The sequence below is a fragment of the Kluyvera sp. CHPC 1.2972 genome (genome assembly GCF_036759925.1).
Taxonomy (GTDB): Bacteria; Pseudomonadota; Gammaproteobacteria; order Enterobacterales; family Enterobacteriaceae; genus Kluyvera.
The window spans coordinates 110,713-123,958 of sequence record NZ_JAPKIB010000004.1 but is presented as its reverse complement, the minus strand read 5'-3'; the positions used below and the strand labels follow the sequence as shown (position 1 = coordinate 123,958).

Below are 13,246 nucleotides of genomic sequence, written 5' to 3'. Positions count from 1 at the left end.
CTTACTCCCCCTGCTGCTCCAGTGCATACTTATACAGCGCATTCTTCTTCACGCCGTGGATTTCCGCCGCCAGCGCCGCCGCCTTCTTCAGCGGCAGTTCAGCCTGTAACAGCGCCAGGGTGCGCAGCGCATCGGCAGGCAGTTCGTCTTCATGCGCTTTGTGCCCTTCTACAATCAGCACCATCTCGCCTTTACGGCGGTTTTCATCTTCTTTCACCCACGCCAGTAGCTCGCCTACCGGCGCACCGTGAATGGTTTCCCAGGTTTTGGTCAGCTCGCGCGCCAGCACCACGTAGCGGGATTCCCCCCAGACGGCGACCATATCTTCCAGGCTGTCGAGCAGACGGTGGGTGGATTCGTAGTAAATCAGCGTGCGTGGTTCAGTTTCGATAGCCTTCAGCGTATCGCGACGACCTTTTGATTTCGCAGGCAGGAAGCCTTCATAGCAGAAGCGGTCAGATGGCAGGCCGGCAGCACTCAGGGCAGCGATCGCCGCACATGGGCCCGGCAGCGGCACCACGCGGATACCCGCTTCGCGACAGGTACGCACCAGATGGTAGCCAGGGTCGTTGATAAGCGGCGTTCCGGCGTCAGAAACCAGCGCGATGTTCTGCCCTTCCTTCAGTTTCGCCACCAGCGTTTCCGCTTTTTGTTGCTCATTGTGATCGTGTAAGGCAAACAAACGGGCGTTAATGGCGAAGTGTTGCAGCAATAAACCTGTATGACGGGTGTCTTCAGCCGCAATTAAATCAACAGCTTGCAATACTTCGAGCGCTCGTTGGGTAATATCAGCCAAATTTCCGATAGGAGTAGGTACAATAAAGAGTTGGCCTTGAGAATTATCCGCCGATTCGTGTTGTTTCATTGTTTCGTCCGTATTGCCGATTTAATATTGAGCATTGCGTAAAAAATATTACTGGATACAGAATGGTACCCTCAACATTTTCTCGTATGAAAGCCGCGCGCTGTCTGCCGGTCGTCCTGGCAGCGCTGCTGTTTGCAGGCTGTGGCACCCAGGCCCCCGATCAGAGTGCAGCCCAACTTCAGGGCGCGACGCAGGCTGACTCCGGCTTTTATCTGCAGCAGATGCAGCAAAGCTCGAATGATAGCAAGACCAACTGGCAATTACTCGCCATTCGTTCATTGCTGAAGGAAGGCAAGAGCCAGCAGGCGCTGGAGCTGTTCAATCAGCTGCCGCAGCAGCTGAACGCTGCCCAGCGTCAGGAACAGGCGCTGTTAGCGGTTGAACTGAAGCTGGCGCAGAAAGATTACGCTGGCGCACAGGCGCTGCTGCAAAAGCTGAAAGCCGATGATTTCGACACGGCGCTGCAGGCACGTTTCTGGCAGGACGCCATCAGTGCCGAGCAGGGTAAACCGTCCCTGACGCTGCTTCGCGCCCTGATTGCCCAGGCACCGCTGCTGACCACTCAGCCCGAAAGACAGCAAAACAGCGATACCACCTGGCAGGCACTTTCCTCTATGACCCAGGAGCAGGCCAACGCGCTGGTGATCAATGCGGATGAAAACGTGCTGCAAGGCTGGCTCGATCTGCAGCGTGTCTGGTTCGATAACCGTAACGATCCCGATATGCTGAAGGCCGGTATTAAAGACTGGCAGACCCGCTATCCGCAGAACCCTGGCGCGAAAGTGCTGCCGTCGCAGCTGGCGAACGTACAGAACTTTAAGCCAGCGTCGGTCAACAAAATCGCCCTGCTATTGCCGTTAAACGGCCAGGCAGCGGTGTTTGGCCGAACCATCCAGCAAGGCTTTGAAGCGGCGAAGAACGGCACCATGCCGGTAAGCGGCAGCGCGGTACCGGAACAGGTCGCGCAGGCAGCAACCACCGCCGTGGTGAGCCCATCGCAGGCGGAAGTCAGTGACCTGACCACGCCGCAAAGCCAGGCACCGGTTCAGGCGCCAGCAGCGGCCCCAGTTCAGGCCGCGCAGGCCAACAACGCAGCCTCGCCTGCGGCTCAGGCACCAGCGGCCGAGGCGGCTCCTGCTCAAACACCGGCAGTACAGCCCGTCGCAAGCGTGGCAGCAAACCCATCGGCAGAGCTGAAAATCTACGACACCTCTTCCCAACCGCTGAACCAGATCCTGGCGCAGGCCCAGCAGGACGGCGTCAGCCTGGTGGTTGGCCCGCTGCTGAAAAACAACGTTGAAGAGCTGATGAAAAGCAACACCACGCTGAACGTGCTGGCGCTGAACCAGCCGGAAGCGGTAAGCAACCGTGCTAACGTCTGCTACTTTGCGCTGTCGCCAGAAGATGAAGCCCGCGATGCGGCGCGTCATATTCACGATCAGGGCAAACAGTCTCCGCTGCTGCTGATGCCGCGTAGCGCCCTCGGCGATCGCGTCACCCAAGCCTTTGCTGACGAGTGGCACAAAGTCGGTGGTGGAACGGTCTTACAGCAGAAATTTGGTTCACTGTCCGAGCTGAAAGGCGGCGTAAACGGCGGCTCCGGTATCTCGCTGTCCGGCACCCCGGTTATCTCCGCGCAGTCTCAGCCGCAGGGCGTCACCATCGGTAATCTGACCATTCCAGCCGCACCGACCGACGCGCAAATCACCGGCAGCAACAAAGTAGACGCGGCCTATATTCTGGCAACCCCGGAAGAGATCGCCTTTATCAAACCGATGATTGCGATGCGTAACGGCAGCCAGAGCGGCGCGATGCTGTACGCCAGCTCCCGCAGCGCACAGGGTACCGCTGGCCCGGATTTCCGTCTGGAGATGGAAGGCCTGCAGTACAGCGAAATCCCCATGCTTGCTGGCAGCAACCCGGCGCTGATGCAGCAGGCGCTGCGCGCGGTGAACAATGACTATTCCCTGGCGCGTCTGTACGCCATGGGGGCTGATGCCTGGGCGTTGGCTAATCACTTCGCGCAGATGCGCGGCGTGCCAGGCTTTGAGCTGAACGGCAATACCGGCGATCTCAGCGCCACTCAGGACTGCGTGATTAACAGGAAGTTATCATGGCTCAAATACCAGCAGGGGCAGGTAGTTCCCGCCAGTTAACGACAAAACAGGTTGGCGACACCGCGGAACAGCGCGCGCGTCGCTGGCTTGAAGGCCAAGGACTGGCGTTTATCGCCGCCAACGTGCGCGAGCGCTGCGGCGAAATTGATTTGATTATGCGGGAAGGGACGGTCACGGTTTTCGTGGAAGTTCGCTATCGCAGTTCGGGGTTTTACGGCGGTGCTGCCGCCAGCGTAACCCGGAGCAAACAAAACAAACTGCTACAAACTGCCCGCTTGTGGCTTGCCCGCCACAATGGGAGTTTTGACACTGTGGATTGCCGTTTCGATGTGATAGCCTTCACGGGCAATGAAATCGAATGGTTTTCAAACGCTTTTAGCTCATAGAATGTAAAGGGATATCGTGCTCGAAAGAATCAAAGTGTGCTTCACCGAAAGCATTCAAACCCAAATCGCCGCGGCGGAAGCGCTCCCGGACGCTATCTCCCGAGCTGCGATGACCCTGGTACAGTCGCTGCTGAATGGCAACAAAATTCTCTGTTGTGGTAACGGTTCATCTGCTGCCAACGCACAGCATTTTGCTGCCTGCATGATTAACCGTTATGAAACAGAGCGTCCCGGTTTACCTGCGATTGCACTTAATTCCGATAATGTGGTCTTAACGGCAATAGCGAACGATCGCCTGCATGATGAAATCTATGCCAAGCAGGTGCGTGCGCTGGGCCACGCTGGTGATGTTCTGCTGGCTATTTCAACCCGTGGCAACAGTCGCGATATCGTCAAAGCGGTAGAAGCGGCTGTCACGCGTGACATGACTATCGTCGCTCTAACCGGCTATGACGGCGGCGAACTGGCAGGCCTGCTCGGTCAACAGGATGTGGAGATCCGCATTCCGTCGCACCGCAGCGCCCGTATCCAGGAGATGCACATGCTCACGGTAAACTGTCTGTGTGATTTGATTGATAACACCCTTTTCCCACACCAGGACGACTAAGGAGAACAAATGAAGGTGATTTCGACCCTCGCGGTCCTTATTTCCGCACTGCTGCTCCAGGGATGTATTGCAGCCGCCGTTGTCGGCACGGCTGCAGTCGGTACCAAGGCCGCAACTGACCCGCGAACGGTGGGAACTCAGGTGGATGACAGCACGCTGGAAGTTCGCGTGAACAGCGCCCTGTCAAAAGATGCGCAAATTAAGAAAGAGGCGCGCATTAACGTAACCGCCTACCAGGGTAAAGTGCTGCTGACCGGTCAGACGCCGGACCTGAGCCTTGCTACTCGTGCGAAGCAGATCGCCGTTGGCGTTGATGGCGCAACTGAAGTGTTCAACGAAGTGCGTCAGGGCCAGCCGATTAGCCTCGGTACGTCCTCTTCCGACACCTGGATTACCACCAAAGTCCGCTCCCAGCTGCTGGCGAGCGATCAGGTGAAATCCTCTAACGTGAAGGCCACCACCGAAAACGGTGAAGTGTTCCTGATGGGTCTGGTCACCGACCGCGAAGGTAAAGCCGCGGCCGATATTGCCAGCCGCGTGAGCGGCGTGAAGCGCGTCACCACCGCGTTCACCTTCATCCAGTAAGTCCTTACTCTCCGCCCGGCAGGCTCACTGCCGGGCGATTTCCCTTAGTTTACTCGACGACAACACCTTAACCGGTGCCGTGTCAGGGTGTCTGGCTTCTCTCAGCATCGCTTTCGCCACATCGTGTGCTTCAATCGCCTTCCCGTTCCCCGGCAGCAGGCTAAACAGCGGAGCCAGCAGACGCTCGTTCAGGCGTGGCGTACCGCGTTGGCCGAGCAACATTGAAGGCCGAGCAATCACCAGCCGCGGCCAGCCCTGGTCTATCAGCGCCGCTTCCATTTCTCCCTTCACCCGATTGTAGAAAAAGGGGGAGTTCGCGTTTGCGCCCATCGCGCTAACCACCAGCAACTGCTGTCCGCCCAGCCGCAGGCCGGCCCGGGCGGTTTCCAGCACTAAATCGTAGTCGACGTGGCGGAAAGCGGCCTTCGAACCCGCATCGCGGATCGTGGTGCCGAGGCAGCAGAAAACGGTATCGACAGGCGAGGTGACCTTCGTCAGCGCCGCACTGAGATCGGGGTCATGTGGATTGACGATCCCAAAGGCGTGCTCCAGCGGATGACGTGTGGGCGCGACGATGGATTCCACCTGTGATTCCCGGCGAAGCAGGTTAAGTAAGTGCCCACCAACAAGGCCGGTGGCACCGGTAATGAGGACGTGGTGCATGGAGTCTCCGTGTATTCCCGGCGTCGCAAAGCTCGGCCGGGCTACCTTATCGGCTGCGTCGATGGCGATGCAACCATATCAATTTATAGGCCGCCGGAATGATAAACAGTGACAGCAGCGGCGCGGTGATCATGCCACCAATCATCGGCGCGGCAATGCGGCTCATCACTTCGGAACCGGCCCCGGCTCCCCATAGTATGGGCAATAGCCCGGCAATAATCACGGCCACCGTCATCGCTTTTGGCCGCACGCGCAGCACGGCCCCATGATACAGCGCCTCGTCCAGCGCCTGCGGGCTAAAGGTGTCGGCCTTTTGCAGCCGCGGTTCGGCTTCAATCGCATGACGCAGATACATCAGCATCACCACGCCAAACTCCGCCGCCACCCCCGCCAGGGCGATAAACCCGGTTCCCGTTGCCACCGACATATGGAACCCTTGCCAGTAGAGGAACCAGATGCCGCCCACCAGCGCAAACGGCAGGCTCATCAGAATCAGCAATGCTTCATCCACCCGGCGGAAGGCCAGATAGAGCAGGATGAAGATAATCATCACCGTCATCGGCACCATCAGCTTGAGTTTCTTATTGGCATGTTCCAGCAGCTCAAACTGCCCGGAAAACGCCACGCTGATGCCCGGTTTCAGGGTTACACTGCGGCTAATCGCCGTTTGCAGGTCATGCACGACGGAGACCATGTCGCGGTCACGGGCATCAATGTAAATCCAGCTCGCCGGGCGCGCGTTCTCGGTTTTCAGCATCGTCGGGCCGGAAACCACCTTCACGTCAGCCACATCGCCGAGCGTGATTTGCTGCTTCGTCGGCGTGAGAATCGGCAGCTGGCGCAGTGCCGTCGGGCCATCGCGGAAACCTTGTGGATAGCGGATATTGATAGGATAGCGCGCTACGCCTTCCACCGTTTCCCCCACCGTCGCCCCGCCGATTGCCGACGAGACAAACAGCTGCACATCACCCACCGTCATACCGTAACGCGCGGCTTTCTCCCGGTTGATATCAACGTCAATATAGCGCCCGCCCTCCAGCCGTTCAGCCAGTGCGGAGACCACGCCCGGCACGGTTTTGGCCACCGTTTCAATACGCTGGGCGGCTTCATCAATATCCGCCAGCGACGTACCGGAAACCTTGATCCCAATCGGGCTTTTAATCCCGGTGGAGAGCATATCAATACGGTTACGAATCGGCGGCACCCACAGGTTCGCCAGCCCCGGCAGCCGCACGGTGGCATCCAGCTCGTCGATAATCTTGTCGAGCGTCATCCCCGGCCGCCACTGATCTTGAGGCTTGAGCTGGATGGTGGTTTCAATCATCTCCAGCGGCGCGGAGTCGGTGGCGGTTTCCGCTTTCCCGGATTTACCAAACACCGAGGCCACTTCCGGCACCGTCTTAATCAGCTTATCGGTCTGTTGCAGCAGCACCGCTGCCTGCCCCGGTGAAATCCCCGGTAGCGTCGAAGGCATATACAGCAGGTCGCCTTCGTTAATTTTCGGCAGAAACTCACCGCCCACTTTGCTAAGCGGCCACAGCACGGTGAAGATTGACAGCAGTGCCACCAGCAAGGTGAACTTCGGCCACTTCAGCACCTTCAGCAGCAGCGGGTGGTAGATCGCAATCAGGAAGCGGTTCAACGGATTCCGCGATTCCGCTGGGATCTTACCTTTGATCCAAAAGCCCATCAGGATAGGGATCACCACGATTGCCAGCGCCGCCGCCCCCGCCATGGCGTAGGTTTTGGTAAACGCCAGCGGGCCAAACAGGCGCCCTTCCTGCCCTTCGAGGGTGAAGATCGGAATAAACGACAGCGTGATAATCAGCAGGCTGATAAACAGCGCCGGCCCCACCTCCACCGCCGCATCGGTGATCTCTTTCCAGCGGGTAGCGTTATCCATCGGTTCATCGGGATGCGCCTCCTGCCAGTGTTCGAGCCGCTTGTGGGCGTTCTCGATCATCACGATCGCCGCATCCACCATCGCGCCGACGGCAATGGCGATCCCGCCCAGCGACATGATGTTGGCGTTCAGTCCCTGGAAATGCATCACGATAAAGGCGATGCACAGCCCCAGCGGCAGCGAGACGATCGCCACCAGCGCCGAGCGCACGTGCCAGAGGAACAGCGCGCAGACCACCGCCACCACGATAAATTCTTCAATCAGCTTGGAGCGCAGGTTGTCGATGGCCCGGTCAATCAGTTGGCTGCGGTCGTAGGTGGTGACCACCTCAACCCCTTCCGGCAGGCTTTTTTGCAACGAGGCGAGCTTCTCTTTCACCGCCGAAATCACTTCACGGGCGTTCTTGCCCGAGCGCAGCAGCACCACGCCGCCCGCGACTTCACCCTCGCCGTTCATTTCAGCAATACCACGGCGCATTTCCGGGCCGACCTGCACCCGCGCCACGTCTTTCAGGTAGACCGGTACGCCGTTCACTTCGGCCTTCAGGACGATATGGTTAAAGTCTTCCAGGCTTTTGAGATAGCCGGTGGCGCGTACCATATATTCCGCTTCGGCCATCTCCACCGATGAACCGCCCGCCTCCTGGTTGGAGGTGGTCAGCGCCTGCTTCACATCGCTAAGACTGATGCCGTATTGGGCAAGCTTCATCGGGTCGACCTGCACCTGATACTGCTTCACCACGCCGCCAACGGAGGCCACTTCCGCCACGTTAGGAATGGTTTTCAGCTCATATTTGAGGAACCAGTCCTGCAACGAGCGCAGTTCGGCAAGGTCGTGCTTGCCGCTTTTGTCCACCAGCGCATATTCAAAGATCCAGCCCACGCCGGTGGCGTCCGGGCCAATCTCCGAACTGACGCCCTGTGGCAGCTTGCCCTGCACCTGATTGAGGTACTCCAGCACGCGCGAGCGCGCCCAGTAGAGGTCGGTGCCGTCCTCAAAAATCACGTACACGTAGGAGTCGCCAAACTGCGAGAAACCGCGCACCGTTTTCGCTCCCGGCACCGACAGCATGGTGGTGGTGAGCGGGTAGGTCACCTGATTTTCGACAATCTGCGGCGCCTGCCCCGGATAGCTGGTTTTGACGATCACCTGTACATCAGAGAGGTCCGGCAGCGCATCCACCGGCGTATTGACGATAGTCCAGGCGCCCCAGACGCTTAAAAACAGCACGCCCATCATCACCAGAAAACGGTTGGCGACCGAGCGCCGGATAATCCATTCAATCATCACCGTCTCCTTAATGCCCGGCGTGGGCGTCGGCGGTATGCCGCATTCTGTCCAGCGCGCCGCTGATATTGGCTTCGGAATCAATCAGGAACAGGCCGTTCAGCACCACCGATTCCCCTTCCGATAAACCTGCGCCAATGCCGGCCTGATGCTGCGATTCATGCAGCACCTGGATTTTTTTCGGCACAAATTCGCCGTTGCTCGCCACCGTAATCACCCGCTGCTCATCGCCGGTATCAATCACCGCCTGAGACGGGATCAGCAGCATCTCGTCGCTTTGCGCGTTCAGCTTCAGGTAGGCGTTCATCCCCGGCTTCAGCAGTTCATCCGGGTTATTGACCTGCAAACGCACCTGCAGCGTGCGCGTAGTTTGATCGACGCTCGGCAGGATAGACCATTTCTGGATCGGGAAGGTTTTGTCGGGGTAGGCCGGAATCGCCACCGTAAACTGGGTGGAGTCTTTGAGCAGATAAGCGATCGACTCCGGCACGGCGGCGGTGATCCACACCGGGTCCATGCCCTGAATCTGCGCCACCACGCTGTCTTTGGCGATGTTCATGCCGCTTTTCAGGCTAAAGGCTGTCAGCACGCCGTCGATAGGCGCGGTAAGGGTAAAGCGCGTCTGTACGCGGCGTGTGCTACGCATCCGCTGGATATCCGCTTCCGGCATACCCGCCAGCCGCAGACGTTCCAGCACGCCATCAAGCTGGCTTGCCGTGCCGCCTGAGTTCGCCAGCAGCAGGTATTCGCTCTGCGCTTCCACCCACGAAGGAATGGTGACCTCAACCAGCGGCGTGCCCTTACGCACTTTGTCGCCCACCGTCAGCGGGGAGACCTTTTCGATAAACCCTTCGGCGCGCGCCTGGACAATCACAAACTGGTATTCGTTGTAGCTGACGTTCGCGGGAAGAGTCTGACCATAGTTGAGGCGGCCCTTGCTGACTTTCTCCGTACGCAGCCCCAGGTTGTGCACCTGAGTGGGGTCGATACGGACGCCGCTCGACTGCGCATCCCCGCCCTCATCGGCGTATTTCGCCACCAGGTCCATGTCCATAAACGGCGATTTACCCGGCTTATCGAAGCGCACGTCGGGCTTCATCGGATCGTACCAGTACAGCACCTTACGCTCGGTAGGCTGAGATTCAGCCTCGGCGTTCGGCGCCATAAAGCGGCTTATCGCCGCCGTCGCCAGGCCGCCAATAATCAGGCTACAGACAATGGCGGCCGTATATTTTAATTTAGCCATCAGATTGACTTAATATCCTGGAGCAGCGAGATGTTCCCCTGCTGAATAAAGGAGAAGTTCACGTGACTCCCCTCTTTCAGCTGATTAATCGCTTCGGTGGGCGCGGTATAGGTAAAGCGCATGGTCATCGCTGGCCAGCCAATGGCGGGAATCGCTTCGTGGGCGATGGTGATTTTTTTCGCCGCTTTATCCACGGACTGCACCACGCCGGTACCCTGAATAACCGCCTGCTGGGTCTTCATTTCCATCATCTGGCCATGTCCGTCATGCTGCATTTCGGCGGCCTGAACGTTCAGCGTCATCGCCATCAACATTCCGCCAACCAGCATCGTTACGTTACGCATATCGAGAATCTCCTGAATAAAGGGTTACGCTTTCCAGCCGCCACCAAGTGCGGTGAATAGATTAATTTCGTTAACCTGTTGGGAATAAAGTAAATCGAGGATCGCCTGCTGTGTGGTGAAGATAGCGCGCTCGGCATCGAGCACTTCGATATAGCTCACCGCACCGCTGGCATATAATCCGCGGGCGCGCTGCAGAGTAATTTGCAGCGACGCTAAATAACGCTGCTGCGCCACCAGTTGGCCTTCGATGCTCTCGCGTAGCGACAGCGCATCAGCCACCGCTTTAAAGGCTGCCTGAATTTTCTGTTCGTAGTTCACCACCGCCTGACGCTGCTTCACGTTAGCCAGTGCCAGGTTGGCCTCGTTACGCCCAGCGTTGAAGATGGGCAGATCCACCTTCGGCACGAAGTTCCACATGCCGCTGGCCGCATTGAACAGGCTAGAGAGCGACGAACTGCTGCTCGAAATACCGCTAGTTAGCGTTATCGACGGGAAGAAGGCCGCGCGGGCCACGCCGATATTGGCATCCGCCGCGCGCAGCTGGTGCTCGGCCTCCATGATGTCCGGACGCTGAAGCAGAATGGTCGACGGCAGGTTAGCTGGCAGCGGCAGTGGCTTTACCGCCGTGACGTTCTGCGCGTCATCGCTTAGCGGGGTGTTGTAGGTGCCCAACAGCTGCTGCAGCGCATGATTGGCCTGCGCCAGCTCACCTTCCCGCTGGGCAATATCGGCACGGGTGCTTTCAATCACTCCGCGCGCCTGCTCCAGCGCCAGCACGTTGGTGCTGCCGGTAACCAGCTGTTGTTCCACGAACGCGTAGGACTGCTGGTAGTTACGCAGCGTCTCTTTGGCTATTGCCAACTGGGCTGCTAGCCGCCGCTGGTTGAAGTATGCCTGCGAGACGTTCGTCACCACCACAATCTGCGCCGCGCGCTGGGCGGCCTGACTGGCAAAGAAGCTCTGACGGTCCGCTTCGCTCATGTTTTTCAGCTTGCCGAAAAAGTCGAGCTCAAAGCTCAGGTTCAGGCTCGCGCTATAGCTTTTAGTGGTGGCGTTTTTTCCCTGCAGGTCGCCTTCATAGCTTCCGCCCGTCGAGCCATTTAGCTGCGGGTAGCGGCCGGCGTCGGTCACGTTGTACTGCGCGCGTGCGGCTTCGACGTTCAGCACCGCCATGCGTAAATCACGGTTGTTGTGCAGGGCGACATCAATCAGGCGTTTCGCCTGTGGGTCGACGAAAAAGGTCTGCCAGCCGGTCTCCTGCCACTGGCCACCGCTCGGCACCAGCGTCCTCTGAGACAGCGAAAACTGCTGAGGCACTACGTTTTCCGGCTGTCGGTAATCCGGCGCCAGCGAGGTGCATCCGGCCAGAATGAACGCCATCATCAGCGTCAGTTGTTTTACTTTACACATGTCACGTCCTGTTCAGCCGAATCAAAAGGGGCTGGCTATGTGGCTACTTTACGGAGGTGACTCTGTTTGCTCGGTGACAGGTTAATGACAAAGCTGTCATTTACGCGCGGTGGGACGTGATCGGCATGGCGAAAAATAAGCCGCAATCGCGGCGGGAAATAATAATGGGCCAAAAAATCGCTCTTTTTTGCTGCAATATTCATTGGCGATCACGCTTTCACGGAAAAAGGCTAGCGCGCTCACGAATTTATTCTCTTGCTCCCCCCCGTGTTTATTTAGCGCAAAACGACAACGGTAATCTTTTCATACGGTTAAATTCTCGAGAGTAAATATCGCCTGATTTTCCTTGTGAACTCAACCACATAATTATCTGATATTCATGGAATTACATTTTCGAAACATTGTTTCATCCTTGCCACGCTCCTATCATCATTTTCGTTCCTTTTTTCACCAATCCTTACCTCTGTTCAGGGATGGCAAATATCTACCGTAAAAAATCGGAGTCAATATATGCAATTCAAAACCAAAGCGCTGGGTTTGGCCCTGTTAATTAGCCTTTCACATAATGCTTTCAGCGAAGAACTGGATGTCTGGATCCGCGCCAGCAACGATTCAAAAGTGATTTACCAACAGCTTGCGGACCAGTTTAAAAAAGAGACCGGGATATCGATTAAATACTTCAACGCGGTGACCGACTTCGACCAGCGTCTGGCACGGGCGGCCACCGGCAACGCGCTGCCGGATGTGGTGTTCAACGATGCGATTATCGTCGGCCAGATGGTGCAGCTTGGCATCGTCGATGAAATTAAGCCGGGCGAGCTAAAGGGCGGCGGTGATGTCTATGAGGCGGCGTGGAAATCCACCCAGCTGCCGGACGGTAAATATTACGGCGTCCCAACCTCCGCGCATACCTACGCGCTGTTTATTCGTCAGGACTGGCTGAATAAGCTCAACCTAAAAGCCCCTACTACCTGGGAGGAGCTGAAAAACGTGGCGAAGGCGTTTACCCATGACGACCCGGACGGCAACGGTAAAAACGACACCTATGGCTTTACCATGCCGTTAGCCACCACCCGCGGCTATGCCAGCTCGTTCTCGTCCTCCTATCTGTGGCAGGCGGGAGCGAACTACCTGGTAGCAACGCAGCCGGGGAAATTTAAAGCGGCGCTGGACAGCAAAGAGATGGTCACCGCGATGACGTTTATGCGCGGGATGGTGTGCGAAGGGCTGGCGCAGCCGGGGGCGATTAACCACACCACCGCCGATGCCAACACCTCGTTCCGTTCCGGGCAGACCGGGATGTACTCCTCCGGCCCGTACCACATCGCGCTGTTCGATAAAGATCCGGGCAAAGAGACTTACACCGTCGTGCCACCACCGGCAGGCCCCGGCGGTGCCATCTCCATGGCGGAAGGCACCACGGCATTCCTGATGAAAACCAGCCAGCATAAGGCGGCAGCGAAACGGTTCCTTGAGTTCTTGATCTCGCCTGAGGGGCAGAAGATCGGTATGGCGACCGATAGCACTTCAATGCCGATCGTCCGTCTGCCCATTAACAAGACGCTGAACATCAAGGATTATCACGACGATCCGCGCTGGGAAGTGTTCGCGGAAACCTACGCCAAAGAGGGGCGCTACATGCCGCAGATCCCAAACTGGATCCCGGTGCGGCAAATCACCGCCGACGGCTTTAATAAAATCTACGCCAGCTGCGACGGCGATATCCCCACCGTGCTGAAGGAGATCAACGGCAAGGTGAACGAGGAGTTGAAGCGCCAGAACGCCTGGGCGGAATAAATGTAGCCCGGACGAGGCCGTCAGCGCCGACTCCGG

At 57.8% G+C, this 13,246-nt stretch carries 11 protein-coding genes; 5 read left to right on the top strand and 6 right to left on the bottom strand.

From position 1 onward, the window contains the following. Position 1: 1 nt before the first annotated feature. The gene (gene rsmI / locus V6944_RS08875) at positions 2–865 is read right to left on the bottom strand and encodes a 16S rRNA (cytidine(1402)-2'-O)-methyltransferase (protein ID WP_333498693.1); all 864 of its coding nucleotides are present in this window, start codon (positions 863–865) and stop codon (positions 2–4) included. A 62-nt stretch (positions 866–927) separates the two neighbouring features. On the opposite strand from rsmI, the gene V6944_RS08870 reads away from it, so the two are divergent. The 4 genes from V6944_RS08870 to dolP are packed head-to-tail and all read left to right on the top strand — an operon-like array spanning position 928 to position 4,560. Then, positions 928–3,021, top strand: a complete 2,094-nt coding sequence (locus V6944_RS08870; RefSeq protein WP_333498692.1) for a penicillin-binding protein activator — start codon at positions 928–930, stop codon at positions 3,019–3,021. Next, positions 2,979–3,368, top strand: a complete 390-nt coding sequence (locus V6944_RS08865; protein WP_333498691.1) for a YraN family protein — start codon at positions 2,979–2,981, stop codon at positions 3,366–3,368. The genes V6944_RS08870 and V6944_RS08865 overlap by 43 nt, the downstream gene beginning before the upstream one ends. A gap of 16 nt (positions 3,369–3,384) precedes the next feature. Then, the gene (gene diaA, locus V6944_RS08860; protein ID WP_035891056.1) at positions 3,385–3,975 is read left to right on the top strand and encodes a DnaA initiator-associating protein DiaA; all 591 of its coding nucleotides are present in this window, start codon (positions 3,385–3,387) and stop codon (positions 3,973–3,975) included. Positions 3,976–3,984: 9 nt separating this feature from the next. After that, a complete protein-coding gene (gene dolP, locus V6944_RS08855) occupies positions 3,985–4,560 on the top strand; it encodes a division/outer membrane stress-associated lipid-binding lipoprotein (protein WP_333498690.1) in 576 nt (191 codons plus the stop codon). A 24-nt stretch (positions 4,561–4,584) separates the two neighbouring features. Here dolP and V6944_RS08850 read toward each other — a convergent pair whose 3' ends face one another. Genes V6944_RS08850 through V6944_RS08830 form a run of 5 tightly spaced genes read right to left on the bottom strand, consistent with a single transcriptional unit; the run spans position 4,585 to position 11,413 of the window. Further along, entirely contained in the window at positions 4,585–5,223 is a 639-nt protein-coding gene (locus V6944_RS08850; protein WP_333498689.1) for an NAD(P)H-binding protein, read from the bottom strand. A gap of 46 nt (positions 5,224–5,269) precedes the next feature. After that, positions 5,270–8,413 carry a CusA/CzcA family heavy metal efflux RND transporter gene (locus V6944_RS08845; RefSeq protein ID WP_333498688.1) on the bottom strand — a complete coding sequence of 1,048 codons (3,144 nt, stop codon included), beginning with the start codon at positions 8,411–8,413 and terminating at the stop codon, positions 5,270–5,272. A gap of 10 nt (positions 8,414–8,423) precedes the next feature. Continuing rightward, complete coding sequence (locus tag V6944_RS08840) at positions 8,424–9,659, bottom strand: efflux RND transporter periplasmic adaptor subunit (RefSeq protein ID WP_333498687.1); 1,236 nt, start codon at positions 9,657–9,659, stop codon at positions 8,424–8,426. Then, entirely contained in the window at positions 9,659–10,003 is a 345-nt protein-coding gene (locus V6944_RS08835) for a copper-binding protein (protein WP_333498686.1), read from the bottom strand. Before V6944_RS08835 ends, V6944_RS08840 begins: the two co-directional genes overlap by 1 nt. A gap of 24 nt (positions 10,004–10,027) precedes the next feature. Next, positions 10,028–11,413: a Cu(I)/Ag(I) efflux RND transporter outer membrane protein gene (locus V6944_RS08830; RefSeq protein ID WP_333498685.1), complete on the bottom strand. Its 1,386-nt coding sequence runs from the start codon at positions 11,411–11,413 to the stop codon at positions 10,028–10,030. Positions 11,414–11,923: 510 nt separating this feature from the next. Between V6944_RS08830 and V6944_RS08825 the strand changes: the two genes are divergently transcribed. Beyond that, positions 11,924–13,210: an ABC transporter substrate-binding protein gene (locus V6944_RS08825; protein ID WP_333498684.1), complete on the top strand. Its 1,287-nt coding sequence runs from the start codon at positions 11,924–11,926 to the stop codon at positions 13,208–13,210. Positions 13,211–13,246: the final 36 nt, after the last annotated feature.